Origin of the sequence: Micrococcus sp. KRD128 (assembly GCF_017168395.1) — a bacterium.
Lineage (GTDB): Bacteria > Actinomycetota > Actinomycetes > Actinomycetales > Micrococcaceae > Micrococcus > Micrococcus luteus.
On record NZ_JABFAX010000015.1, the window covers coordinates 137,771 to 163,090 of the forward strand.

Sequence of the window (25,320 nt, forward strand, 5' to 3'; positions counted from 1 at the left end):
GCGGACGCGGCCGGATCGGAGCCTTCCAGTCCCGGTGCCCCGCACCGCCGCCCGGCCCGCCGTCGAGGGGGTGAGGTCGAGTGGAGTGGCTCCTGCTGATCCTCGGCCTGGTCCTGATCGCGGGCACCGGCTTCTTCGTGGCCGTCGAGTTCGCCATGATCGCGATCGACGTGCCGACCGTGCAGCGCATGGTGGACGCGGGTGACCGCGGCGCCGAGCCCCTGCTGCGCTGCCTCAAATCACTCTCGACCCAGCTCTCCGCGTGCCAGCTGGGCATCACCCTGACCACACTGCTCACCGGCTACGTGATGGACCCGGCGATCAGCCGGCTCATCGACCCGCTGCTGCTCCAGGTGGGGCTGCCGGCCGGCGTGGTGGGCACCGTCTCGCTCGTCGTCGCGATGATCGTGGCGACCCTGCTCTCGATGCTCCTCGGCGAGCTGATCCCCAAGAACATGTCCATCGCCGAGCCCATGGTGATCGGCCGTGCGCTCGCCCGACCCCAGCTCGTGTTCAGCACCGTGTTCAAGCCGGCGATCCTCGTCCTGAACGGGTTCTCCAACGGCGTGCTGGCCCGCGTGGGCATCGAGGCCAAGGAGGAGATCTCCGGCGCCCGCAGCCCCGAGGAGCTCTCCTCGCTGGTCCGCCGCTCGGCGCAGCTGGGCACGCTCGACGCGCAGACCGCCTCGTTCCTGGACCGGACGCTGCGCTTCGCGGACCGCACCGCCGCGGACGTGATGACCCCGCGCATCCGCGTGGAGACCGTGGGGGAGGACCAGGCGCTGCCCGAGGTCCTGGACCTGGCCCGCAGCACCGGCTACTCCCGGTTCCCCGTGATCGGCGACTCCTCGGACGACATCCGCGGCGTCGTGCACGTGAAGAAGGTCGTGGCCGTGCCGCGGGAGCGTCGCGCCGACCTCGAGGCCGGTGCGCTGATGACGGAGGTCATCCGCGTGCCGGAGACCGTGCACCTGGACCAGCTGCTGGCCGAGCTGCGCGACGCGAACCTGCAGATGGCCGTCGTCGTGGACGAGTACGGGGGCACCGCCGGGGTGGTCACGCTCGAGGACGTGGTGGAGGAGATCGTCGGCGAGGTCGCGGACGAGCACGACCGCGTCACCCCGGGGGTCCTCCAGACGGCCTCCGGCCGCTGGTACTTCCCGGCGGAGCTGCGGCCCGACGAGGTGCGCACCCAGATCCCGGCCCTCGTGGTGCCGGAGGACGGGGCCTACGAGACCGTCGGCGGGTACATCCTGGCCCGCCTGGGGCGCCTGGCGGAGGTCGGGGACGTGGTGGACGTGGACGGCGGCACCCTGACGGTCGAGCGGCTGGACGGCCGCCGCATCGAGCGCGTGCGCTTCGACCCGGCCGCTGAGGACGAGGAGACGCGCGCATGAACGGGGACGTCGTCGGACTGCTGTGGCTGGTGGTCCTGTTGGCCGCCAACGCCTTCTTCGTGGCGGGCGAGTTCGCCGTCATGGGCGCCCGCCGGGCGCAGATCGAGCCGCGGGCCGAGGCCGGCTCCCGCCAGGCCCAGGTGGCGCTCTACGCGATGGAGCACGTCTCCCAGATGCTGGCCGTCTGCCAGCTCGGCATCACGGTGTGCTCCCTGCTGATCCTCAACGTGTCCGAGCCGGCGCTGCACCACCTGCTCGTCGTCCCGATGGGCGCCCTCGGGGTGCCGGCCGCGGCGGCGGACGTCACCGCCTTCGTGCTCGCGCTGCTGGTGGTCACCTTCCTGCACGTGACCCTGGGCGAGATGGTGCCCAAGAACGCCGCCGTCTCGTTCGCGGACCGCGCCGTGATGCTGCTGGCCCAGCCGCTCGTGTGGCTCTCGAAGCTGCTGCATCCGGTCGTGGCCGCGCTGAACTGGACGGCCAACCTCGTGCTGCACGCCCTGCACATCGAGCCGAAGGACGAGGTGGCCTCCTCCTACACGCTCGAGGAGGTGCAGTCGATCGTGGCCGAGTCCACCCGCTCGGGCACCCTGGACGACGAGTCCGGCGTGCTGCACTCGGCCCTCGAGTTCTCGGACCACCGGGCCGGGGACGTGATGGTGCCGCTCGAGCGGGTCGTCACCGTCCCGGAGGGGATCACGCCGCACGACTTCGAGTGGACCGTGGGCCGCGTGGGCTTCTCCCGGTTCGTGGTCGAGGACCCCGACGGCGGCTACACCGGCTACCTGCACCTGAAGGACGTCCTCACCGTGGGGCCGTCGGGGTACGACGAGCCGATCCCGCTCACGCGCGTGCGGTCGCTGGCCAACGTGCGGCTCGAGGACGAGGTCGAGGACGCCCTGGCGCTCATGCAGCGCACGGGCTCCCACCTCGCCCGGGTCATCACGCCCGAGGGCGAGACCGCGGGCATCCTCTTCCTCGAGGACGTGCTCGAGGAGCTCGTCGGGGAGATCAACGACGTGACCCAGTCGCCGCGTCGGTTCCGGCCCGCGTGAGCGACGCGCGGGCGGCGCGGTGCTACTGTTGAGAACCGATTTCATGCACCGTCCCCGACACGAACGAGGTCGCCCCATGCTCCGCCGCCGTCGCCTGCCCGCCCTGACCGGGGCCCTCGCCGCGCTCACCCTGAGCCTCGCCGCATGCGGCGGGACCGACGGCGGCTCCTCGGGTGCGCAGGCCGCGGGCTCCTCTGCGGCCGCCGGGTCCGGCTCGGCCGCGGGCGCGCCCGTGGCCGTCGCCACGACGACGCAGCTCGGCTCCGTGCTCGACCGCGTCGTCGCGTGCGCCGACGCCCGCAGCGCCACGGTGATGGGCCCCGGCGACGACCCGCACGACTTCTCCGCCTCGTCCGCGCAGGTGAAGGACATGGTCTCCTCCGGCCTCGTGTTCTCCAACGGCCTCGGCCTCGAGGGCGGCATGGAGTCCGCCCTCGCGAACGCGGAGGCGGACGGTGCGACCGTCGTCGAGGTGGCGCCCCAGCTGGATCCGCTGCCCTTCGGCGGCCATGACCACGCCGAGGAGGGGGCAGGCCACGAGGGCCACGACCACGGGTCCGAGGATCCGCACGTCTGGATGGACGTCGCCCGCATGGCGAGGGCCGCCGAGCTGATGGGCGACACGCTCGCCCAGGAGCGGGGCGACGAGAAGTTCGCCGAGTGCGGCACGACCGTGCGCGGGGAGCTCGAGCAGACGGACACGCAGGTCCGGGAGATCCTCGCCGGGGTCCCGGAGGACCGCCGCACGCTGGTCACGGACCACGACGCCTACGGGTACTTCGGCGAGGCCTACGACTTCACCGTGTCCGGCGTCGTCGTCCCGGGCGGCTCCACCGACGGCGAGCCCTCCTCCCAGGAGATCGCCGAGCTCGCCCGGTCCATCCGTGACGGCGGCGCGGACGCCGTGATCACGTCCGTGGGCGCGCGCAACAGCCTCGTGGACACCGTGGCCGAGGAGGCCGGCGACCTGCCGGTCATCGAGGTCTACGAGGGCGGCGTCGGCCCGAAGGACACCCCGGAGGCGGACTACGCCGAGGCCATGCTCGCCAACGCCCGCACCCTCGCCGACGCGCTGGAGGGCTGAGGATGGACTGGCTGCTCGAACCCTTCCAGATGGGCTTCCAACAGCGCGCCCTCGTCGGCGGACTCATCGCGGTGGTGATGTGCTCGGTCGTGGGCACGTGGCTGGTGCTGCGCGGGATGAGCTTCTTCGGGGACGCGTTCGTGCACGGTGTCCTGCCGGGCATCGCCCTGGCGGTCGTCACCGGCGGCAGCCCCCACCTCGGTGCGGCGGTGGCCGCCGTCGTCATGATGGCGGGCATCTCGCTGGTGCACCGGGCCACCACCCTCAAGGAGGACACGGCCATCGGCCTGCTCTTCGTGGGGATGATGGCCCTGGGCGTGGTCATCATCTCCAAGTCGGACTCCTACACGGGTTCGCTCACGTCGATCCTGTTCGGCGATGTGCTGGGTGTCAGCGTGGACGGCATCGTGACCCAGGCGGTCATCGCCGTCGTGGTGATCGCCCTGGCCCTGCTGCTCTACCGGCCCCTGCTGGCGCTGAGCTTCTCCGAGGTCAAGGCGCGCTCCCTGGGCATGCGGCCGGGGCTGACGCACACGCTGCTGCTGGTGATGATCGGCGCGGCCGTGATCGGCTCGTTCCAGGCGGTGGGCACGGTGCTCGTGTTCGGCCTCCTCGTGGGACCGCCCGCGACGGCGGCGCTGCTGACGCGCAGCGTCCCCCAGATGATGCTCGTCTCCGTCGTGATCGGCGCGGCGTGCGTCGTCACCGGGCTCACCCTCAGCTACCGGCTGGGCACGGCGGGTTCGGCCACCATGGCGCTCATGCCGATCCTGCTGTTCTTCGTCGTGCTCGCCGTCCGCGCCGCCGTGCTGGCGCTCCTGGGCCGGCACGTGCGCTCGCGCGCGCAGCGTGAGCAGGAGGCGCCGGTCGTGGCCCTGCCCGGAGCGGAGGTCGCCCGATGAACGCGTCCTTCCCCGCGGGCGCCGCGGCGGCCACGCCTCCCCTCGCGGTCGCCCGGGCGCTCGAACTGCGCCACGGCTCGCACGTGGCCGTCCGGCACTCCGACTTCACCCTGCCGGCCCGGCGGCTGATCGCGGTGATCGGGCCCAACGGCTCCGGCAAGTCCACGCTGCTGACCGCCCTGGCGGGCCTGAGCGACCCGGCCTCCGGTGCGCTGGAGGTGCTCGGCGAGAACCCGCGGCGGCGCACGCAGCGCACCTCCTTCGTAATGCAGTCCATCGGCGTGCCCCAGGGCGTGCCGGTGACGGTGCGCGACGTCGTCGGGATGGGCCGGTACCCCACGCTCGGGTGGTTCCGCCGGTTCCGGAAGCGGGACCGGGACATCGTGCGGGCCGCCATGGAGCGCATGCAGGTCGCGGACCTGGCGCGGCGGCACCTCGACCAGCTCTCCGGCGGCCAGCGCCAGCGCGCCTACGTGGCCCAGGGCCTCGCCCAGGACCACGACGTGCTGCTGCTCGACGAGCCGATGACGGGCCTCGACATCGTCTCCGCCCGCACGATCGACGACCTCCTCCACGAGGAGCCGACGCGCGGGGTGTCCGTGGTCTACACGACCCACGATCTCGACGAGGCCGCGGAGGCGGACCATGTGGTCCTGATGGGCGGGCGTGTCGTGGCCTCGGGCCCGCCGCGGGACGTGCTCACGGTCGAGAACCTGGACATCGCGTACGGCCGGGGCGCCCTGCACGGGCCCTCCAAGGCGGTCGAGGACGCGGCGGACTTCCTGGACGACCCCGCGGGCGGCATCCGCCACTGACCGGGGCCCGGCCCCGGGGTCAGGCCGCGCGGGTGCGCCCCTCGGCCCGGCAGCGGGCACAGACGCCGGTGATCTCCACCGTGTGGTCCGCGTCCGTGAAGCCGTGCTCCGCGGCGACGGCGGTGGCCCACGCCTCGACGTGGGGGGCGGTGACCTCGACGGTGGTCCAGCAGATCCGGCACACCAGGTGGTGATGGTGGCCCTCGTCCTCGCACCGGCGGTACACGGTCTCGCCGTCGTCGCGGCGGAGCATGTCCACGAGGCCGTCGTCGAGCTGCTGCTGCAGGGTCCGGTACACCGTGGCCAGCGAGACGCGTTCGCCCTGGTCCTGGAGGCGGGCATGGAGCTCCTGCGCGCTCACGAAGTCCGGGATGCGGTCCAGGGCTCGGTCGACGGCGGCCTTCTGCCGGGTCGCCCGGGGACGGGCGACGCGGGGGCCGGGCTGGGGGGCGCTCACGGTGCTCACGACTCCTTCTGCGGCGGCTGCCGCCTCCTTGCGCGGTCCGGAACGGGTCCGCGCGGGCCATCCTCCAGGTTATCAGCGGCGCCGAAGGGGGCGTGGAGTAGGGTGTCCGGGTGCACAGCGAGAGCCCGGACCCATCCCCTGTCCCGGACCGCGACGGCGCCGCCCCCGATCGACCCGACCCGCTGATCGTCGTCGACGAGAGGCAGGGCCGCGTGGTCCCGGCGCCCACGGCGGCCCCGCCCTCGGCCCATGACGCCGGCGGCGACCCGGACGCGGACACCGACGGCGTCGATCCCGAGGCCGCCGAGCCGCCCACCCTGGTGACGGTGGACGTGCTGGCCGGCTGGCTCGGCCTGGCCCCCGTCGAGGACCTGCCGCCGGTGCCCGGGGGCCCTGCCTACGCCCAGCCGGGCCGATGCCGCCCGAACCGGGTGATCCTGCTCGACGTCCGGTTCCGGGCCACGGGGGGCGGGCCGGACCACGCCGCCTATCTCCAGGGCCATCTGCCCGGCGCCGTCTACGTCTCCCTGCCCAGCCAGCTCGCCGGCCACGCCGGTCCGGCGGCGGGGCGCCACCCCCTGCCGGACGCGCGCCAGTTCGCGGAGACCGTGCGGATGTGGGGGATCGACGAGGGCGACACCATCGTGGTCTACGACGACGACCACGGCCTGTCCGCCGCGCGCGCCTGGTGGCTGCTGCGCCACGCGGGGCTGCGGGACTCCGTGCTCCTGGACGGCGGCCTCGAGGCGTGGCGCGCCGCGGGCCTGCCCCTGCAGCCCGGCGAGGTCATCCCGGTGCCCGGCACCGCCCGGCCGTCGTGGGGCCGCATGCCCGTCGTGGACACGGCCGGCGCCGAGGCGATGGCCTCCGGCGGTCTGCTCCTCGACGCGCGGGCGGCCGAGCGCTACCGCGGGGAGGTCGAGCCCCTCGACCCCGTGGCCGGTCACATCCCCGGGGCGCGGAACGTGCCCACGGCGGAGAGCATCGCCGAGGACGGTCGCCTGCGGCCCGCCGCGGAGCTGGCGGAGCGGTTCGACGCCGTCGGCGTGGACGACGCCACTCCCGTGGCCGTGTACTGCGGTTCGGGCATCACCGCGGCGCACGCCGTGCTCACCCTGGCCGTCGCGGGGCGACCCGGAGTGGCGCTCTACCCGGGTTCGTGGTCAGCATGGGTCCAGGACCCGTCCAACGCCGTCGCGGTCGGCCCCGAGCCCGACGGCGCGTCCGGCCGGGACTGACGACCCCCGGGGCCCCGCCCCGCCGACCCCTCAGGAGGATCCCCATGGCCACCGTCTTCAGCAGGATCGTCGCCGGCGAGCTGCCCGCCCGCTTCGTGTGGCAGGACCAGACATGCGTCGCGTTCCTGTCCGCCGCGCCGCTCCAGCCGGGGCACACGCTCGTGGTGCCCCGTGCGGAGGTGGACGAATGGGTGGAGGTCGACCCGGCGCTGGTCACGCACCTGACGACGGTCGCCCAGCAGATCGGCAAGGCGCAGGTGGCGGCGTTCTCCGCGCGCCGGGCCGGGCTCATGATCGCCGGCTACGAGATCCCGCACCTGCATGTGCATGTGTGGCCCTCCACCTCGCTCGCCGACTTCGACCTGGCCCGCGTGGACAACGCCCCCGATCCGGCGGACCTGGACGACGCCGCCGCCCGCCTGCGCGCGGCCCTGCGGGACCTGGGCCACGGCGAGGTCGTCCCGCAGGACTGACGGGCCGCGCCGCCCGGACCCGATTCAGGCGCGCGTGGCCCGGGCGAGCGCCTGACGCACCCGCTTCTCGGAGACCGAGACGGCCGTGCCCAGCTCCTGGGCGAAGAACGAGACGCGCAGCTCCTCGATGAGCCAGCGCACCCGCTCCAGCTCCGCGGGCACGGGCGTGCCCGCGAACCGGGCGCGGTGGGCCGCGACGGCGGCGTCGAACTCGTCCTCGAGCCCCTGCACCACCGCCATGTGCTGCCCGTCGCGCTGCAGGTGGCCGCCGGCGTCCAACCGGTCCAGGCGCGTCAGGATGCCCTGCAGGTAGCGCGGCAGGTGCTGCAGCCGCTCCCATCCCGTGGCGGCCACGAAGCCGGGGAACACGAGCTGCTCGAGGTGCGCCTTCACGTCCGACAGCGCCGGCGCGAGGGCGAGCGAGACCGAGCCCTTGAGCCGGCGGCGCACCTGCGCGGCCCGGGAGAGCACCTGCTCCACCAGGGACGTGACGGCGAAGACCGTGTCGATCAGGTCGGCCCGCACCCGGTCGAACAGGGCACGGAACGCGGCCTCGTCGAACGGCAGCTCGTCCCCGACGAGACGGTCGACGGCGGCCTGCGTGCAGTCCGCGACGAGGGAGTCCACCGAGCCGTGCGGGTTCTGGGTGAAGGTGAGCTTCTCCCGGTTGTCCAGGTGGTCCAGCACGTAGCGCTGGGGGCTGGGCAGGGTGGCCAGCAGCAGCCGGATCACCCCGGCCCGGTGCCAGGCCGCCTGGTCATCCGCGGACCGGGCCACGGTCAGGCCGGCCGCGGGGCCGCCGTCGGGCGTGGTCTCCGGCACCAGGCTCGGGTAGCCCGTGATGGCGGGGCCACGCGCCCCGGCCGCGGTGGAGACGGTCCGCGGCACCGTGCCGATGCTCCATGAGGTCAGCCCGTGCCGCTCCTCGAAGGCCGGCGTCGCGCCGGACCGCCCGGGGCCCTCCGGGCGACGGCGTCCCTCGGCCCCGGCCCGCCCGTCGGCCTGGGCCCGGCCGCCGCGGCCCGTGCGGCGCGGCCCCGGCCGGGCCGAGGCGGGGTCGTCGGTGCCGGCGAGCCGGGCGGCGATCGCGGAGCGGTTGGCCTGCGCGAGCCGGGCCTGCAGCGCGGGCAGGTCCTGGCCGGCGCCCATCACGGCGCCGCGGGCGTCCACGACGCGGTAGTCCATCCGCAGGTGCAGGGGCACCGCGTCCGGGGCCCACAGTCCGGGCTCCACCACCACGCCGCGCACCCGGCGCACGGCCGCGGACAGCGCGTCCGGCAGCTCGTCCCGCAGCGGGTCGGCGTGGGCCTCGAGGTCCGCGACGAGCTGCTGGGCCACGTCCGGGGCGGGCACGAGGTTCTTGCGCACGGCCTTGGGCAACGCCTTGATGAGGGCGGTGACGAGCTCGACCCGCAGGCCGGGGACCAGCCACGCGAAGGGGCCGGGGGAGACCTGGTTGAGCAGCAGGATCGGCACGGCCACGGTCACGCCGTCGGTGCCGGCCGCGCCGGTCGGGTCGAACGTGTACTCGAGGTCGAGCTCCACGTCGCCGCCGGGCATCGGATACGTGAACGTGGTGGGGAACGCGTCGGTGTCCAGGTCCTCGGCGTCCTGGGTGAGCAGGGCGGCGACGTCGAGGTCCAGCAGGTCCGGCTGATCCTGGCGCGCCTTCTTCCACCACGCGTCGAAGTGCCGCTCGGAGACGACGTTTCCCGGGATCCGCGCGTCGTAGAAGGCGAACAGGTCCTCGTCCCCGATTCGCAGGTCGCGGCGGCGCAGGCGCGTCTCGAGGGCGTCGACCTCCTCGAGCGCGGCCCGGTTGCGGGCGAAGAACCGGTGGCGCGTGCGCCAGTCGCCCTCCACGAGGGCGTGCCGGATGAACAGCTCGCGGGAGAGCTCCGGGTCGATCCGGCCGTACCGGACCGAGCGGTCCGGGATCAGGGTGACGCCGAACAGCGTCACCTTCTCGCGCGCGACGACGGAACCCGCCCGCCGCGACCAGTGCGGCTCGTTGTAGGTCCGCTTGACAAGGTGGCCGGCGACCTCCTCGGCCCACTCCGGCTCGATCCGGGCCACCGTGCGCGCCCACAGCCGGGAGGTCTCCACGAGCTCGGCGGCCATGACGAACGGGTGGCGCTTCTTGAACAGGGCGGAGCCGGGGAACACGGCGAAGCGGGTGCCGCGGGCGCCCGCGTACTCGCGACGGCGCTCGTCGTAGGCGCCGATCTGCGAGAGCAGGCCCGTGAGCAGGGACTTGTGCACGGCCTCGTGCCGGCCCACCGGGTCCACGGGTCCGGCCTCGACGGTGAGGCCCACGTCCTTGGCGAGCTGGCGCAGCTGGCGCACCAGGTCCTGCCACTCCTGCACGCGCAGCCAGTTGATGTGCTCACGGCGGCACAGCTTGCGGAACTGGGAGCCGGAGAGCTCCTGCTGCCGCTCGCGCAGGTACGCCCACAGGTTCAGGATCGCGGAGAAGTCCGAGTTCTCGTCCGCGAACCGGCGGTGCAGCTCGTCCGCGGCCTCACGCTGCTCCGTGGGGCGCTCGCGGGGGTCCTGGATGGTCAGGGCCGCGGCGATCACCATGACCTCCCGGACGCAGCCGCGCTCACCGGCCTCGAGGATCATGCGACCCAGCCGCGGGTCCACCGGCAGACGGGCCAGGCGGCGTCCGACCCGGGTGATGGTGCCCGCGCGGGCACCGCCGGCCTCGAGCGCGCCGAGTTCGGTGAGCGTGGTGGCGCCGTCGGTGACCTGACGGCCGTCCGGCGGCTGGACGAAGGGGAACTCCTTGACGTCGCCCGGGGTGCGGGCCACGCCGAGGGAGAGCATCTGCAGGATCACCGAGGCCAGGGAGGTGCGCAGGATCTCCGGGTCCGTGAACTCGGGGCGGGAGAGGTAGTCCTCCTCCGAGTACAGGCGGATCGCGATGCCGTCCGAGGTGCGGCCGGACCGGCCCGCGCGCTGGTTCGCGCTGGCCTGGGAGACGCGCTCGATCGGCAGGCGCTGGACCTTGGTGCGGTGGGAGTACCGCGAGATGCGCGCGGTGCCCGTGTCGATCACGTACTTGATGCCCGGCACGGTCAGGGAGGTCTCGGCGACGTTCGTGGCCAGCACGATCCGCCGGCGCACCCCGGCCCCGGCGCGGCCGAACACGCGGTGCTGCTCCGCCATGGACAGGCGACCGAACAGCGGCAGGATCTCCGTGCCGGCCAGGCGCGTGGTGCCGGCGACGACGCCGGTCAGGTGGTCCGCGGCCTCGCGGATCTCCCGCTCGCCCGGCAGGAACACGAGGATGTCGCCCGGCGGCTCGGCGGCCAGCTCGAGGACGGCGTCGCCGATCGCGTCGAGGGGGTCGCGCGTCTCGGCGGCGTCGTCCGCGTCGTCCTCGGGGTCGTCGGGGGAGGGCTCGTCGGTCAGCGGCCGATAGCGGATCTCGACGGGGTAGGTGCGGCCCGAGACCTCGATGATCGGCGCCGGGACCACGCGGCCGCCGTCGTCGGCCTCCACCGCATCCGCATGGTCCTCGCCCTCGGCCAGGGGGCGGCCGAAGTGCCGGGCGAAGCGCTCAGGGTCGATGGTGGCCGAGGTGATGATCACCTTCAGGTCCGGGCGCTGGGGCAGCAGGTTGCGCAGGTAGCCCAGGAGGAAGTCGATGTTGAGGCTGCGCTCGTGGGCCTCGTCCACGATGATCACGGAGTAGCGGCGCAGCTGCGGGTCGTGGGGGATCTCGGCCAGCAGGATGCCGTCCGTCATGACCTTGACCCGGGTGGCCTTCGAGGTCTGCGCCGTGAAGCGGACCTGGTAGCCGACCGTCTGTCCGATCTCCTCGCCCAGCTCGTGCGCGATGCGTTCGGCCACGGAGCGGGCGGCGATGCGCCGGGGCTGCGTGTGGCCGATCGAGCCGGCCTCCCCGAGTCCGAGGGCCAGGCACATCTTCGGCAGCTGCGTGGTCTTGCCCGAACCGGTCTCGCCCGCGACGATCACCACCTGGTGGTCGCGGATCGCGGCCATGATCTCCTCACGGCGCTCCGCCACCGGCAGGTGTTCGGGGAACGTGATCGCGGCGGCGTCGTGGGGCGTCGCCGACGGCTGCGCGGCGGGCGTGGAGGGCGGGGGAGTCTGCGTCATGACGGCCTCCATCCTAGGCGCGCGGGGGCCCGGGCCGACCCGGCCGGGACGGATCCGGGACTGGGGCTGAGAGTCCGGATGTGATTCTCTGGAGCCCATGGACACGAACACCGTCTTCCTGTTAGCGGCGATCGGCCTCTATTTCCTCGCGATGATCGCGATCGGCCTGTACGCCTCCCGCAAGAACACCGACCTCGACGACTACATGCTCGCCGGACGCGACATGAAGCCGTCCGTCGCGGCGCTCTCCGCGGGCGCGTCCGACATGTCCGGGTGGCTCCTGATGGGCCTGCCCGGCGCAATCTACGCCGCGGGCCTGGTCGAGGGCTGGATGGCGGTCGGCCTGACCGTGGGCGCGTGGGTGAACTGGCGCGTGGTCGCCCCCCGCCTGCGCTCCTACACCGAGGTGGCCGGGAACTCGATCACCATCCCGTCCTTCCTCGAGAACCGGTTCAAGGACCGCACGCACATCCTGCGGATCGTGGCCGGCCTGATCATCCTCGTGTTCTTCACCTTCTACGTCTCCTCGGGCATGGTGGCCGGCGGCAAGTTCGTCGAGTCCACCTTCGGCCCCGACTCCTTCTACGCCCAGGGCATCAACATCAACTACCTCACCGGCATGCTCGTGGTCGCGGGCATCACGGTGCTCTACACCCTGTTCGGCGGGTTCCTCGGCGCCTCGCTGACGGACGTGGCCCAGGGCGTCCTCATGTTCCTCTCCCTGCTGGCCGTGCCCATCGTCGTGATCCTGACCATGGGCGGCTGGGACGCCGTCGTCGAGGGCATCCGCGCCGCCGACGCCGCCGGCGGCGGAGTGAACCACTTCTCGATGTTCGAGAACGCGACGCTGATCGGCGTCCTGTCCTCCCTCGCCTGGGGCCTGGGCTACTTCGGCCAGCCGCACATCATCGTCCGCTTCATGGCCCTGCGCACCCCGCACGACGCGGCCGTCGCCCGGCGCGTGGGCATCGGCTGGATGGCGCTGTCCGTGTTCGGCGCCGTGATGGTGGCCCTCGTGGGCATCGCCTACTTCCAGGCCAACCCCGGCACCACGCTCGAGGACCCGGAGACCGTGTTCCTCGTGCTGGCCTCGATCATGTTCCACCCGTTCGTGGCCGGCCTGGTGCTGGCCGCCGTCCTCGCCGCGATCATGTCCACGCTCTCCTCGCAGCTGATCGTGTGCTCCTCCGCCCTGGTGGAGGACCTCTACATGCTGCGCGGGCGCACCGGTTCCCCGACGTTCACCCTGTGGCTCGGCCGCATCGGCGTGCTGGTGGTGGCGCTCGTGGCGGGTCTGCTCGCCCTCAACCCGGACTCCTCCGTGCTCGAGCTCGTCTCCTTCGCGTGGGCCGGCTTCGGCGCCGCCTTCGGCCCCGTGATCCTGCTCGCCCTGTACTGGCCGCGGTTCACCTCGTGGGGGGCGATGGCCGCCATGGTCACCGGTGCCGCCGTCGCCTGGGTGTGGTCCGAGGCCAGCGCCGAGACGTGGGAGTGGTTCGGCCTGTACGAGCTGCTGCCGGGCTTCGTCGCCGCCCTCGTGGTGGGTGTGGTGGTGTCCCTCGTGACCCAGCGCTCGCGCCGCGTGCAGCGGCGGATCGACGCCGAGTTCACCGGCGCGATCGACATCGTGGCCGGCCGCGAGCCGCACCCGGACGTGGCCCCGGCCACCATGGCGCGGGACGCCGCCGGGGGCTCGACCGCAGCCGCCGCGGATCCGCGCGCGCAGGCGTGATGCTCTTCCTCGCGATCCGTCCGCCGAGGGCCGTGCTCGACCACGTCGAGCCGGCCCTCGACGGCGTCCGGGACCGGGCGGGACGCGCGCTGCGCTGGACCGAGCGGGAGCAGCGGCACCTGACGCTGGCGTTCCACCCGGAGGTGCCCGCCGGGGCCGTGGACGACGTCGTCGCCGACGCCGGCCGCATCGCGGCGGGACACGCGCCGCTGGACCTGCATCTGGCCGGGGCGGGGGAGTTCTCCCACCGCACGCTCTGGATGGGCTGTCTCTTATACCCATCTCCGAGCGGGCGGGCAGGTCCGGGAGCTCGGCGCGCTCCTGGCGGAACCGTGGCTCGCCGACGACGACGGCCGGGACCGCCGGCGCGCCCACCTCACCGTGGCGCGGGTCTCGGGCGCCGCGCCCCGACCTCGGGGTCGGAGGCGGGGCGAGCCCCGTCCGCCGGCGCCGGCCACCGTCCTGCTGGCCGAGGCCGTGCACGCGCTCGCCGTGTACCGCGGGCCGGAGTGGACCGCCGACGAGGTCGAGGTCGTGGCGTCCCGGCTCGGTGAGGGCCGGTCCGGCGGGCCGCTGCACGAGGTGCTGGCGACCGTCCCGCTGCGCGGCTGAGGGGCCGACGGGCAGGCCCCGACGAACAGAGTGGTCACGACATGCCGTCACCGGAGTCCGGTGACGGCATGTCGTGACCACTCTGTGTGCCTCAGGCGGCCGACGGGCCGGCCGGAGCGGGGGACCCGCCCGGCCAGCCCGGCCCCGGGTCAGCCCTCCAGCGGGCCCTGCACCGCGTACAGGCGCTTGTTGGCGAACTCGTCCACGGCCATGGGGCCGAGCTCGCGGCCGAAGCCCGAGCGCTTCACGCCGCCGAAGGGCAGGTTCGCGCCGGCGGCGGAGGCGAGGTTCACGTTCGCCATGCCCACCTCGAGCTGGCCGGCCACGCGCTTGGCCTCGTCCAGGTCCGTGGAGAACACGGCGCCGCCGAGACCGTACTGGGAGTCGTTGGCCAGCGCCACGGCCTCCTCGGCCGAGGACACCTTGTAGACCACGGCGGCCATGCCGAACAGCTCCTGCGTGTAGGCGGGGTTCTCCTGGTCCACGTCCGTGATCACGGCCGGGGAGACGTAGAAGCCCTCGCCCTCGGGGCCGGAGACGCGCTCGCCGCCCACGTGGACGGTGGCGCCGGCCTCCTTGGCCGCGGCGATCTGCTCGGTGAGCCCGTCGGCCGCGGACTCGGAGGACAGCGGGCCGTAGACGTCGGCCTCACGCGAGGTCGGGTCGCCGGGCTTCATCGCCGAGGAGCGCTGGACCAGCTCGTCCACGAAGTCGTCGTAGATGTCCTCCATGACGATCATGCGCTTGTTCGAGTTGCAGGCCTGGCCCCAGTTGCCCATCCGGGTGGCCAGTGCGTCGCGGGCGGCCGCGCGGGCGTCCGGCGCGGAGAGCACGATGTACGGATCGGAGCCGCCGAGCTCGAGGACGACCTTCTTGAGGTGCCGGCCGGCCTGCTCGGCGACGGCGGCGCCGGCCCGCTCCGAACCGGTGAGGGACACGCCCTGCACGCGCGGATCGGCGATGATCGTGGAGATCTGGTCATGGGTGGCGAACACGTTCTGGTACACGCCCTCCGGCAGTCCGGCCTCGGTGAAGAGCTCTTCCAGCAGCTGCGCCACCTGCGGGTTGATCTCGGCGTGCTTCAGCAGGATGGTGTTGCCGAGCACGAGGTTCGGCGCCACGAAACGGGCCACCTGGTACACCGGGAAGTTCCACGGCATGATCCCCAGCAGCGGGCCGATCGGCAGCCTCTGGATGAACGCCTCCTGCCCGGAGAACTGCTTGATCCGCTGGTCCGCGAGCAGCTCCTCGGCCTCGTCCGCGTAGTACCCGAAGATCTGGGCGCCGTAGCGCACCTCGCCGACTGCCGCGCCGAGAGACTTGCCCATCTCCGTGGTGATCAGCGCGGCGATGTCCTTGGAGCGCTCGGCCAGTAGCTCGGAGATCCGCTTCACGACGGCGGCCCGCTCGGCCACCGACTTCTGGGACCACTGCTCGTAGGCGGCCTGCGAGGCGTCGAGGGCGTCGGCGATCTGCTGATCCGTGGCGTTGTCGAAGGACTTCAGCAGCTCCCCGGTGGCCGGGTTGATCGCGCGGTAGCCCTGAGAGGCGGAGGTGGTGGTCATCAGTCGTCACCCTTTCGTGTGGACGTCCTGCGTTGAGGTCCCCATCCTGCCGGAGGCCCCCGCTCACTCCCAGATCCCGGACGCCCCTCTTCGCCAGGAGCCGAGAAGGTGGGTGTCCACGATCCCGGCGGCCTCCATCAGGGCGAAGCACGTGGTCGGCCCCACGAATCGGCAGCCGTGCGCCTTCAGCGCCCTCGCGAGCGCGCGCGACTCGTCCGAGGTGGAGGGGACCTGCGCCACCGTCTCCGGCCGTGGGGTCGCGGCAGGCTGGTGAGTCCAGACCAGCCCCGGCAGGCCGCGGGCCGGCCGGTCGCCGTCGCCGTGCCAGGCGGGGCCCGCGCCGGGGGAGCCCGGGTGCAGCGGGGCAAACCGCTCGCCGCGCATCCCGACGACGGCTTGTGCGTTCGCGATCGCGGCCTCGATCTTGCGCCGGTTCCGGATGATGCCGGGGTCCGCCAGCAGCGCCTCGACCTCCGCGTCCCCGAACGCCGCGACGGCGTCCGGGTCGAAGCCCGCGAACACCTCCCGGAACCGCGGCCGCTTGGCCAGGACGGTCCGCCAGCTCAGGCCCGACTGGAACGCCTCGAGCACGAGACGCTCGAACAGGCCCTGCTCGTCCGTGACGGGCAGGCCCCACTCCGTGTCGTAGTACTCCCGCAGCAGCGGATCCCGTGCCGCCCACGGCGGGCGAGCTCGCCCGTCCTCACCCACGACGACGCCACTCGGTGGCGCCTGTCGCCCGCCCGCCGGTGGATCCTCGGCGGGGGTGGGGAGGCTGTCGTCGGCGTGGTGCGCGCTCATGCACCCGAGCCTAGGAGCGGCCCCGGACATCCGGAGCCGGAACGCGACGCCCGGGGACGCCACGCCGTCTGCGGACACCTGTGCAGGAGGCACAGCCGGACCTCGTCACTCGAGCCGCCCTGCCAGGGAGGGCAGTCACGTGGGGGCTCGTGGACGTGGTCGCGGAGCCGGAGTCCTGGCCTTCGCGCCGCGGCACGGACCGCTCAGTCCCTCGCGAGCACCGCGTCCCCCTCGGGCCGGCGCAGGCTCGGTTCCGGCAGGTACACGGACCCGCCGGCGGCCCGGAACTCCGCGGACTTGGCGGCCATGCCGGCCTCGGCGATCCGCGCCTGCTCGGACGCGCCGCCGAACTCGCTGCGGATGTCCTGGCTGATGCGCATGGAGCAGAACTTCGGCCCGCACATCGAGCAGAAGTGGGCGGTCTTCGCGGGCTCGGCCGGCAGCGTCTCGTCGTGGTACTCCTCGGCGAGCTGGGGGTCCAGGCCGAGGCCGAACTGGTCGCGCCAGCGGAACTCGAAGCGCGCCTTGGACAGCGCGTCGTCGCGGTCGCGGGCGCCGGGGTGGCCCTTGGCGACGTCGGCGGCGTGCGCGGCGATCTTGTAGGTGATCACACCCGTCTTCACGTCGTCCCGGTTCGGCAGGCCCAGGTGCTCCTTGGGCGTGACGTAGCAGAGCATCGCGGTGCCGTAGCGGGCGATCTCGGTGGCGCCGATGGCCGAGGTGATGTGGTCGTACGCCGGGGCGATGTCCGTGACGAGGGGGCCGAGCGTGTAGAACGGGGCGCCCTTGCACAGCTCCTGCTGGCGCTCCACGTTCTCCCGCACCAGGTGCAGCGGGATGTGGCCGGGGCCCTCCACCATGACCTGCACGTCGTACGCCCACGCCCGCTCCGTCAGCTCGGCCAGCGTGTCGAGCTCGGCGAACTGGGCGGCGTCGTTGGCGTCGGCCACGGAGCCCGGCCGCAGGCCGTCGCCCAGGGAGAACGCGACGTCGTAGCGCGCGAAGATCTCGCAGAGCTCGTCGTAGTTCTCGTAGAGGAAGTTCTCCTTGTGGTGGCCCAGGCACCAGCCGGCCATGATCGAGCCGCCGCGGGAGACGATGCCGGTGACGCGGTCCGCGGACAGCGGCACGTGGCGCAGCAGCACGCCGGCGTGCACGGTCATGTAGTCCACGCCCTGCTCGCACTGCTCGATCACGGTGTCGCGGAAGATCTCCCAGGTCAGGGCCTGGTGGTCGCCGCCGACCTTCTCGAGGGCCTGGTAGATCGGCACGGTGCCGATCGGCACGGGGGAGTTGCGCAGGATCCACTCGCGGGTGGTGTGGATGTCGTCGCCCGTGGACAGGTCCATCACGGTGTCCGCGCCCCAGCGGGTGGCCCACTGCAGCTTCGAGACCTCCTCGGCGATCGACGATGTCACCGCCGAGTTGCCGATGTTCGCGTTGACCTTCACGGCGAACGCCTTGCCGATGATCATCGGCTCCGACTCGGGGTGGTTCACGTTCGCCGGGATGATGGCGCGGCCGGCAGCGACCTCGGAGCGCACCAGTTCCACGTCCACGCCCTCGCGCAGGGCGACGTAGCGCATCTCCGGGGTGATCTCGCCGCGCCGGGCGTAGTGCATCTGGGTGACGCGCGCGCCCTCCTGGGCGCGCAGCGGGGCGCGGCGCTCGCCGGCCCACTCCTGCGAGGCGGCGCCGCGGCGCACGGCCGAGCGGCCGTCGTCGAGCAGGTCGCGCTCGCGGCCCTCGTACTCCTCGACGTCGCCGCGGGCGCGGATCCACTCGGCGCGCTGGGCGGGCAGGCCGCGCTCGGGCACGGAGCCCGGGCCCGTGGTGCGGTAGACGGTCAGGGGCGCGTTGGGCGTGCCGTCGGGGGAGTCGTCCTGGTGGACCTCGGTGACGGGCACGCGGATGCCGTGCTCGGCATCCTCGAGCCAGCCCAGACGGTGCGTGGGGTAGTTCTCCTCGGCGACGACCTCGGCCGTCGACTCGGCTGCGGGCAGGGGGGTGCGCTCGGAAACGGACATGGCCGCGGCTCCTTCTTCCTTCGCCGGAATGACCCGGACAGGTTCAGACGGTCTCCGGGCGGCGTCAGCCCGGTCTCAGCCCCGTGCCGTGGGGCTCCCGTGGGATGCGAGCGACCCTAGCACGTCCCCTGCGAGGCCTCACCGCCGCCGGCAGCGGCCATGCGGCGGGCCGCTCAGGCGCGCGCCGCGCGGGCCGCCCGCCGGCGCACCGTGGTGCGCTCGACGATCCACGTCACGACGAGCATCACGATGATGACGATGCCGGCGTAGCCGAGGACGGGGTAGACGGTGCCCACGAGGTCGGAGAAGCCGACGCTCGAGAGCAGGGTGGCGGCCAGGGCCGTGACGACGGCGATGACCCAGCCCGGCACGCGTCGCATCGAGGACAGCAGGGCGATGCGCTCCACCCCGCCGTACAGGCACGAGACCGCCGTCGTGAACTGCGCCAGCAGCAGGACGACCGTGTACAGCAGGGCGGCCCAGCCGCCGATCATGGCGGCCAGCTCGACCATGGGCAGCTCGGCGCGGCCGATCAGCTGGGCGTGGGCGGTCATCGCGGCCATCACCGCGCCGGCCATCACCACGAGGCCCAGGGCCCCGAGCCCGGCCCCGGCGACGAGGGAGCGCCCCGACGAGGAGCTCTCCTGCCCGATCGGGGCGAGCACCGCGTAGGCCAGCTGGATGTTGAACGCCACGTACAGCACACCCGAGAGCCACCACTGGTTGATCAGCGGGGACGAGGTCACGAGCGCGGCGACGTCGTCCACCGCGGCCCCCGGGTTCACCAACCCCCACACCGCGACGCCGACGGCGACCACGATGATCAGGGGGACCACCACGGCCTGGACGCGCACGAGGCCCGTGATGCCGGCCAGCACCGAGACCACGCAGACGGCCGCCATCACCAGCGAGCCCACGAGCGAGGGCAGCCCGAACGCGGTGTGCACCGCCGCCCCGGCCCCGGCCAGCATGATCACCAGCGTCCCCAGCAGGGACGTGGTGATGCACAGGTCCGCGAACCAGGTGGGCACGCGCGAGGTCGTGGGGTTCACGATCCGGTGGATGTCCGTGGTCCGCAGCTTCTGCGCCAGCCGCAGCACGATCACCGCGAGCAGGAAGAACAGCGCGCCGGCGATCACGAGCGCCCCCGTGCCGCCCCAGAGGCCGAAGCTCACGAAGTACTGCAGGATCTCGTTGCCCGAGGCGTAGCCCGCGCCGATGGTGGTGCCGATGAACGTGGCGGCGATCCCGAGCGGGGAGGTCGGCCGCAGCGGCGCCGACTCCTCGGCTCGGCCGGGGTGCGCGGGGGAGCTCTCTGTGACGGGGGACATGCGACTACATTCTCATGGGCGGGATCGGCCCGGCCCGGGCGGCCGATCCGCCCCGACCCGAAGGAGCCCCGCATGACCCCCGCCGTCCCCCGCGTGCTCAGCATCGCCGGCTCCGACTCGGGCGGCGGCGCCGGTGTCCAGGCCGACCTGAAGACCATCGCCGCATGGGGCGGCTACGGGATGACCGCGATCACCGCGATCACCGCCCAGAACACGCAGGGCGTGCAGGCCGTCCACCCGATGCCGGTGGACGTGGTGCGCGCCCAGCTCGACTCCATCGCCGCCGACATCGCCGTGGACGCCGTGAAGATCGGCATGCTCGGCACGGCGGAGCTCATGGGGGCCGTCGCCGGCTGGCTCGAGGAGACCCGGCCCGCCGTCGTCGTGCTGGACCCGGTCATGGTGGCCTCGAGCGGGGACGCCCTCACCGCGGTGGGCGACGACGACGGGCGCGCCGCGTGGTCCCGGCTGCTGCGGGCGGCGCACCTGGTGACCCCCAATCTGCCCGAGCTGGCCCGGCTGACCGGGCGGGACGCGACGGACTGGGACGCCGCCCTCGACGCGGCGCGGGGCCTGGCCGCCGAGCACGACGTGACGGTGCTGCTCAAGGGCGGGCACCTGGACGAGGCCGAGGCGGCGGAGGTGCCGGACGCCGTCGTGCGCGTGGACGGGGCCGTGCACGAGGTGCGCGGCCCGCGCGTGGCGACCCGCGCCTCGCACGGCACCGGCTGCACCCTCTCCTCGGCCCTGGCCACGCTGACCGGCGCGGGCCTGAGCTGGGAGGACGCGCTCGAGCGGGCCAAGCCGTGGCTGGCCGACGCGATGCGGGCGGGGGAGGCGCTCGCGGTCGGGGACGCCTCGCGGCCGACGTGGCACGGGCCCGTGGACCACGGTCACGCGCAGCGGGGCTGATGTGCGCGGGACCTCCGGGCTTCGACACGTTCGAGGCGGGAAATCCGGCGAATGCGCACCGCGGGACGTCCCATGAGGTCGATTTCCCGCCTCGAATGCCGGTGACCCGGACCTCCCGCTCCGCTCAAGCGCCCGGGGCCGCAGAACGCGGAAGAGCCGGACCCCCGTGTCGCCACGGGGGTCCGGCTCTGTTCGCTCGTGCCCCCGGCAGGATTCGAACCTGCGGCCTTCTGCTCCGGAGGCAGACGCTCTATCCCCTGAGCTACGGAGGCGGGGGTTCGCGACGCGTCGAGCGCGTTGCGGACTCGTCGACTCTACACCATCAGGACGGCCCGTCCGTGACCTCCCCGCGGGGCGCGTCAGCCGGGCAGGCCCCCGCGCAGGGTCCGGGCCGCGGCCTCGGGGTCCTCGGCCTGCGTCACGGCGCGGACCACCACGATCCGCTCCGCCCCGGCCGCGCGGACCTCGGGCAGCCGGTCCGCGTCGACGCCGCCGATGGCGAACCACGGCCGCGCCCCCGCCGGGTCCTCGGTGTCCAGGCGCGCGGCGAGGGCCGGCAGCTCCAGTCCGACGGCGGCCCGACCCGGCTTCGTGGGCGTCGCCCACACCGGCCCCGTGCAGAAGTAGTCCAGGCCGTCCTCCGCGCGGGCGGTGCGCACCTGTGCCCCGGTGTGGCACGAGCGGCCGAGCACCACGTCCGGGCCCAGCAGGGCGCGGCACTGCGCGGTGGTCAGGTCGGTCTGGCCCGTGTGGAACACGTCCACCCCGGCCAGGGCGGCGACGTCGGCGCGATCGTTGGCGGCCGAGAGCGCCCCGTGCTCCCGGGCCAGCGGGAGGAGCACGGCGAACGCGGCCAGCTCGACCGCCACGTCCACGGCCTTGTCCCGCACCTGGATCAGGTCCACTCCGCCGCGGAACGCCGCCGCGCAGAAGTGAGCGAACGCGGCCGTGTCGAGCGTGCCGTCCGGGCGCAGGAACCGCTGCAGGTCGGTGCAGACGTACAGCCGGGAGGTGGCGAGGCGGGCGCGGCGGCCCGCGCCGGGGCCGGTGCCGCCGTCGTCGCGGCCGGCCGCGGTCATCAGGAGCGGATCGGGGGAGTGCATGCGCCCACTGTGGCAGACTGGCCGCTGTTCCATGGGAGCCCGGGCCGCACACGCCGGGCTGAGAGGGCCGCAGGGGCGCATCGCGCCGGCGCGGCCGACCATCACCACTCGATGCGGGTCATGCCGCCGTGAGGAGGACCGGTCCGTGCACGTGGCCGTCGTCGGGGCCGGGATCATCGGCCTCACCGCCGCCGTGCGTCTGCGCGCCGCAGGCCACGCCGTCACCCTGATCGCCCCCGAGCTGGACGCCGCCGGGCGCCCACACGCCGTGGCCGGGGCCACCCACGCCGCGGCGGGGATGCTCGCGCCGCTCGCCGAGACCCAGTTCAGCCAGGACGACCTCGCCCCGCTGCTGCAGGCCGGCTGGGAGGCCTACCCGGCCCTCGTGGACCTGCTCGCCGCCTTCACCGATGTGGAGACGGGCTTCCTCGCACAGGGCGCCTGGATCGTGGCCGCGGACCCCTCGGACGCCCGCGCGTGGGACCACGTGCTCGAGCACGCCTCGGTCCTCGGCCGCCGGGTCGAGCCCGTCTCCGTCCGCGCGCTGCGCCGCGCCGAGCCCGCCCTGGCCCCGGGCCTGGCCGCCGGCTTCGACGCCCCGGACGACCATCAGGTGGACCCACGCCGGCTCGCCGCCGCCTGCGTCGCCGCCCTGCGCGCCCAGACCGGACCCGACGGCGGCCCGCTCCCGGTCGGCGCCGGACCCGCCGCCCGGTTCGTGGCCGGACGCGTCACCGCCGCCGACCCGGAGGGCGAGGGGGTGCGCCTCACGCTGGCCGACGGGGGCGTCCTCACCGCCGACGGCGCGGTCCTCGCCGCGGGCCTGGGCCACCGCGGGATCGGCGGCGCGGCCACCGCCGTCGAGGTCCCGCTGCGACCCGTCCACGGCGACGTGCTGCGCCTGCGGGTGCGCCCCGAGCAGCTGCTGCCGGGGGAGTCGCACCTGATCACCCGCACCGTCCGCGGCCTCGTCCACGGGCGCCAGGTCTACCTCGTGCCCCGCGCGGACGGCACCCTCGTGGTCGGCGCCTCGGCCCGCGAGGACGGCCTGGCCGGCACCTCCGCCGGGGCCGTGCTGGACCTGCTCGCCGACGCCGCCGCGATCCTGCCCGCCGTCCGCGAGTGCGAGCTCGTCGAGATCACCACCGCCGCTCGCCCCGGCACCCCCGACGACGCCCCGCGCGTGCTCGCCGTGCCCGAGGCCCCGGGCGCCGTCGTCGCCACCGGCTTCCACCGTCACGGGATCCTGCTCGCCCCCTGGGCGGCCGGGCGGATCCTCGAGCTGCTGCACGCCCGCCTGAAGGAGATCGCATGAGCACCCTCACCCTGACCCTCAACGGAGAGCCCGCCGAGCTGGCCGTGGCCACCGTCCGCGACGTCGTCGCGCACGTCACCGGGCGCGCGGTCGGCGACGACGGCGCCGCCGCGGACGGGCGGCGGCTCGGCGTGGCCGTGGCGGTCGGCGGCGAGGTCGTGCCCCGGTCGGCCTGGGCCACCCGGGCGCTGGCCGCCGGGGACGAGGTCGACGTCGTCACCGCGGTGCAGGGGGGCTGAGCGATGGCCGAGCACCGTACCCCGCCCGCCGCCCCCGCGATCCCGCCGCTGCGGATCGGCGGCTACGACCTGGCCTCCCGGCTCATCATGGGCACGGGCGGCATCACCGACCTCACCGCGCTCGAGGGCGCCCTCGTCGCCTCCGGCACCACGCTCACCACCGTGGCGCTGCGCCGCTGGTCCGCGGACACCCGTGACGGCCTGGTCGCGCTGCTGGACGGCCTCGGCATCGACGTGCTGCCCAACACCGCCGGCTGCTACACCGCCCGGGACGCCGTGCTCACCGCCCGGCTCGGCCGCGAGGCGCTCGAGACCGACCTCGTGAAGGTCGAGGTCATCGCCGACGAGCGCACCCTGCTGCCCGACGTCGTCGAGACCCTCGAGGCCACCGAGCGGCTCGCCGCCGACGGCTTCACCGTCCTGGCCTACACCTCGGACGACCCCGCCATGGCGCTGCGCCTCGAGCAGGCCGGCGCCGCCGCCGTCATGCCGCTGGGATCGCCGATCGGCTCGGGGCTGGGCATCCTCAACCGCGCACACCTGGAGCTGATCGTCTCGCGCGCCTCCGTGCCGATCGTGCTCGACGCCGGCGTGGGCACGGCCTCGGACGTCGCCCTGGCGATGGAGGCCGGCTGCGATGCCGTGCTCGCCGCCTCCGCGATCACCCGCGCCGCCGAGCCCGCCCGCATGGCCCACGCGTGCCGGCTCGCGCTCGAGGCGGGCTTCCACGCCCGCCGCGCCGGGCGCATCCCGCGCCGCGAGCACGCCCTGGCCTCCTCGCCGATGGCCGGGCGGGTCACGGCGGAGGAGGGCGAGCGGTGACCGCCGCCCCGGACCCCGCGGCCCGTGAGCCCCGCGACCTCACCGCACTGTCCGACACACAGCTCGAGCGCTTCGCCCGCCACCTGAGCCTGGACGGCTTCGGCCCCGAGGCCCAGCTGGCGCTGCTGCGCTCCCGCGTCCTCGTGGTCGGCGCCGGCGGCCTCGGGGCGCCCGTGCTGACGTACCTCGCCGCCGCGGGCGTGGGGGAGGTCCACGTGATCGACGACGACGTGGTGGACCGCTCCAACCTGCACCGCCAGGTGATCCACGCCGAGGCGGACCTCGGCCGCCCCAAGACCGCCTCCGCTGCCGCGACGATGCGCGGCCTGCACCCCGAGGTGCGCGTGGTCGAGCACCGCGAACGCCTGACCGCCGCCAACGCGCTCGAGCGGGTCGGCGCCGTGGACCTCGTGCTCGACGGCACGGACAACTACGCGACCCGCTACCTCGTGGCCGACGCGTGCGAGATCGCCGGCGTGCCCGTGGTGTGGGGCGCGATCCTGCGGTTCGCGGGGCAGGTGAGCGTGTTCGCCCCGGGCGGGCCGCTGTACCGGGACGTGTTCCCGGAGCGGCCCGAACCCGGTGAGGTGCCCTCATGCGCGCAGGCCGGGGTGCTCGGGGTGCTGCCCGGGATCATCGGCTCCCTCATGGCGGCCGAGGCGATCAAGCTGCTCTCCGGGGTGGGTGAGCCCCTGGCCGGGCGGCTGCTCTCCGTGGACGCCCTGACGATGCGCTTCCGTGAGCTGCGGCTCGTGGCCGACCCCGAGCGGCTCCCCGTGACGGACCTGTCCGCCCACACGGCCCAGGCCCCCCGCCCGGACGACGCCGGTGCCCCCGGCTCGGCGGAGGCCTGCGGCGCCGCGGGCGGGGAGATCGCCCCCACCGAGCTAACCGCCCTGCTCGCCGACCCCGCCCGGGCCGCGTCCCTGACCCTGCTCGACGTCCGCGAGGACTGGGAACGCCGCCTGCGCCGGGTCGAGGCCCCCGCGGCGGTGGCCGATCGGCACGTCCCGCTCGAGGCCGTCCTCGCGGAGCCGGCGGCCCTCGCGCCCGGGCAGGACCGCGTCCTGGTGGTCTACTGCGCCGCCGGAGCCCGGTCGGCCCGGGCGCGGGACGCCGTCGTCGGGGCCGACCCGAGCGCCGGCGGGCGCGTCCTGTCCCTCGCCGGCGGCCTCGCCGCCTGGCCCGCCTGACCCCCCACCCCGACGAACCCTGCGAAAGGGCCCTCACCGCGGGCCGGAGGGGGCCATCTCGCAGGGTTCGTTCGCACGCGCACGGGCGCGGCGGCCCTTCCGTAGACTTG

General features: G+C 74.2%; 21 protein-coding genes, 1 tRNA gene and 1 pseudogene. 15 read left to right on the top strand and 8 right to left on the bottom strand.

The window, feature by feature from the left end; genetic code table 11:
• Window positions 1-80 precede the first annotated feature (80 nt).
• The 5 genes from J1M44_RS06855 (at window position 81) to J1M44_RS06875 (ending at window position 5,253) form a co-directional block, all read left to right on the top strand.
• Window positions 81-1,397 carry a hemolysin family protein gene (locus J1M44_RS06855; RefSeq protein WP_004167656.1) on the top strand — a complete coding sequence of 439 codons (1,317 nt, stop codon included), beginning with the start codon at window positions 81-83 and terminating at the stop codon, window positions 1,395-1,397.
• Window positions 1,394-2,452 (top strand): hemolysin family protein, encoded by a 1,059-nt coding sequence (locus J1M44_RS06860; RefSeq protein ID WP_004167655.1) that lies wholly within the window; start codon window positions 1,394-1,396, stop codon window positions 2,450-2,452. The genes J1M44_RS06855 and J1M44_RS06860 overlap by 4 nt, the downstream gene beginning before the upstream one ends.
• A 76-nt stretch (window positions 2,453-2,528) precedes the next feature.
• The gene (locus J1M44_RS06865) at window positions 2,529-3,536 is read left to right on the top strand and encodes a metal ABC transporter substrate-binding protein (RefSeq protein WP_049160051.1); all 1,008 of its coding nucleotides are present in this window, start codon (window positions 2,529-2,531) and stop codon (window positions 3,534-3,536) included.
• A gap of 2 nt (window positions 3,537-3,538) precedes the next feature.
• Entirely contained in the window at window positions 3,539-4,438 is a 900-nt protein-coding gene (locus tag J1M44_RS06870) for a metal ABC transporter permease (RefSeq protein ID WP_004167653.1), read from the top strand.
• A complete protein-coding gene (locus tag J1M44_RS06875) occupies window positions 4,435-5,253 on the top strand; it encodes a metal ABC transporter ATP-binding protein (RefSeq protein ID WP_004167651.1) in 819 nt (272 codons plus the stop codon). Before J1M44_RS06870 ends, J1M44_RS06875 begins: the two co-directional genes overlap by 4 nt.
• A 19-nt stretch (window positions 5,254-5,272) precedes the next feature.
• Here the strand turns inward: J1M44_RS06875 and J1M44_RS06880 are convergent, their stop codons facing one another.
• On the bottom strand, window positions 5,273-5,719 hold the full coding sequence (locus J1M44_RS06880; protein ID WP_049160055.1) for a Fur family transcriptional regulator: 447 nt from the start codon (window positions 5,717-5,719) through the stop codon (window positions 5,273-5,275).
• 110 nt (window positions 5,720-5,829) lie between these two features.
• Here J1M44_RS06880 and J1M44_RS06885 point away from each other — a divergent pair, with 110 nt between their 5' ends.
• Both J1M44_RS06885 and J1M44_RS06890 read left to right on the top strand, forming a co-directional pair.
• The gene (locus tag J1M44_RS06885) at window positions 5,830-6,957 is read left to right on the top strand and encodes a sulfurtransferase (RefSeq protein WP_060774643.1); all 1,128 of its coding nucleotides are present in this window, start codon (window positions 5,830-5,832) and stop codon (window positions 6,955-6,957) included.
• A 44-nt stretch (window positions 6,958-7,001) separates the two neighbouring features.
• Window positions 7,002-7,430, top strand: a complete 429-nt coding sequence (locus J1M44_RS06890; RefSeq protein WP_049160060.1) for an HIT family protein — start codon at window positions 7,002-7,004, stop codon at window positions 7,428-7,430.
• A gap of 24 nt (window positions 7,431-7,454) precedes the next feature.
• Here J1M44_RS06890 and hrpA read toward each other — a convergent pair whose 3' ends face one another.
• A complete protein-coding gene (hrpA, locus tag J1M44_RS06895; protein WP_145031974.1) occupies window positions 7,455-11,558 on the bottom strand; it encodes an ATP-dependent RNA helicase HrpA in 4,104 nt (1,367 codons plus the stop codon).
• Between the two features lie 97 nt (window positions 11,559-11,655).
• Here hrpA and putP point away from each other — a divergent pair, with 97 nt between their 5' ends.
• The 3 genes and pseudogenes from putP to J1M44_RS11950 all read left to right on the top strand — a co-directional run bounded on the left by putP (window position 11,656) and on the right by J1M44_RS11950 (window position 13,902).
• Window positions 11,656-13,290 carry a sodium/proline symporter PutP gene (putP, locus tag J1M44_RS06900; RefSeq protein ID WP_136940890.1) on the top strand — a complete coding sequence of 545 codons (1,635 nt, stop codon included), beginning with the start codon at window positions 11,656-11,658 and terminating at the stop codon, window positions 13,288-13,290.
• Window positions 13,290-13,481, top strand: a pseudogene (locus J1M44_RS11945) (2'-5' RNA ligase family protein); the annotation flags it as partial. The gene putP and the pseudogene J1M44_RS11945, both read left to right, overlap by 1 nt.
• A 286-nt stretch (window positions 13,482-13,767) precedes the next feature.
• Window positions 13,768-13,902 carry a hypothetical protein gene (locus J1M44_RS11950; RefSeq protein ID WP_342356583.1) on the top strand — a complete coding sequence of 45 codons (135 nt, stop codon included), beginning with the start codon at window positions 13,768-13,770 and terminating at the stop codon, window positions 13,900-13,902.
• A 149-nt stretch (window positions 13,903-14,051) separates the two neighbouring features.
• On the opposite strand, the gene J1M44_RS06910 is transcribed toward J1M44_RS11950, so the two are convergent.
• The 4 genes from J1M44_RS06910 to J1M44_RS06925 form a co-directional block, all read right to left on the bottom strand.
• The gene (locus J1M44_RS06910) at window positions 14,052-15,467 is read right to left on the bottom strand and encodes an NAD-dependent succinate-semialdehyde dehydrogenase (protein ID WP_206480793.1); all 1,416 of its coding nucleotides are present in this window, start codon (window positions 15,465-15,467) and stop codon (window positions 14,052-14,054) included.
• Window positions 15,468-15,530: 63 nt separating this feature from the next.
• The gene (locus J1M44_RS06915) at window positions 15,531-16,268 is read right to left on the bottom strand and encodes a DNA-3-methyladenine glycosylase I (protein ID WP_206480794.1); all 738 of its coding nucleotides are present in this window, start codon (window positions 16,266-16,268) and stop codon (window positions 15,531-15,533) included.
• Between the two features lie 203 nt (window positions 16,269-16,471).
• Window positions 16,472-18,295 (bottom strand): phosphomethylpyrimidine synthase ThiC, encoded by a 1,824-nt coding sequence (gene thiC / locus J1M44_RS06920; RefSeq protein WP_206480795.1) that lies wholly within the window; start codon window positions 18,293-18,295, stop codon window positions 16,472-16,474.
• 173 nt (window positions 18,296-18,468) lie between these two features.
• On the bottom strand, window positions 18,469-19,626 hold the full coding sequence (locus tag J1M44_RS06925) for a YkvI family membrane protein (RefSeq protein WP_206480796.1): 1,158 nt from the start codon (window positions 19,624-19,626) through the stop codon (window positions 18,469-18,471).
• A 72-nt stretch (window positions 19,627-19,698) separates the two neighbouring features.
• Between J1M44_RS06925 and thiD the strand changes: the two genes are divergently transcribed.
• Window positions 19,699-20,538 carry a bifunctional hydroxymethylpyrimidine kinase/phosphomethylpyrimidine kinase gene (gene thiD, locus J1M44_RS06930; RefSeq protein WP_206480797.1) on the top strand — a complete coding sequence of 280 codons (840 nt, stop codon included), beginning with the start codon at window positions 19,699-19,701 and terminating at the stop codon, window positions 20,536-20,538.
• 199 nt (window positions 20,539-20,737) lie between these two features.
• Here thiD and J1M44_RS06935 read toward each other — a convergent pair.
• Window positions 20,738-20,810 (bottom strand) — tRNA-Arg (locus J1M44_RS06935).
• Between the two features lie 87 nt (window positions 20,811-20,897).
• The gene (thiE, locus tag J1M44_RS06940; protein ID WP_098471451.1) at window positions 20,898-21,641 is read right to left on the bottom strand and encodes a thiamine phosphate synthase; all 744 of its coding nucleotides are present in this window, start codon (window positions 21,639-21,641) and stop codon (window positions 20,898-20,900) included.
• A 145-nt stretch (window positions 21,642-21,786) separates the two neighbouring features.
• Here thiE and thiO point away from each other — a divergent pair, with 145 nt between their 5' ends.
• Genes thiO through moeB form a run of 4 tightly spaced genes read left to right on the top strand, consistent with a single transcriptional unit; the run spans window position 21,787 to window position 25,210 of the window.
• The gene (gene thiO / locus J1M44_RS06945) at window positions 21,787-22,956 is read left to right on the top strand and encodes a glycine oxidase ThiO (RefSeq protein ID WP_098471844.1); all 1,170 of its coding nucleotides are present in this window, start codon (window positions 21,787-21,789) and stop codon (window positions 22,954-22,956) included.
• Window positions 22,953-23,195 carry a sulfur carrier protein ThiS gene (thiS, locus tag J1M44_RS06950; RefSeq protein WP_060775073.1) on the top strand — a complete coding sequence of 81 codons (243 nt, stop codon included), beginning with the start codon at window positions 22,953-22,955 and terminating at the stop codon, window positions 23,193-23,195. The genes thiO and thiS overlap by 4 nt, the downstream gene beginning before the upstream one ends.
• A gap of 3 nt (window positions 23,196-23,198) precedes the next feature.
• Window positions 23,199-24,017, top strand: coding sequence for a thiazole synthase (locus J1M44_RS06955; RefSeq protein WP_098471452.1), 819 nt, complete (start codon window positions 23,199-23,201; stop codon window positions 24,015-24,017).
• Window positions 24,014-25,210, top strand: coding sequence for a molybdopterin-synthase adenylyltransferase MoeB (gene moeB / locus J1M44_RS06960; protein ID WP_144824253.1), 1,197 nt, complete (start codon window positions 24,014-24,016; stop codon window positions 25,208-25,210). Before J1M44_RS06955 ends, moeB begins: the two co-directional genes overlap by 4 nt.
• The last annotated feature ends 110 nt before the right edge of the window (window positions 25,211-25,320 follow it).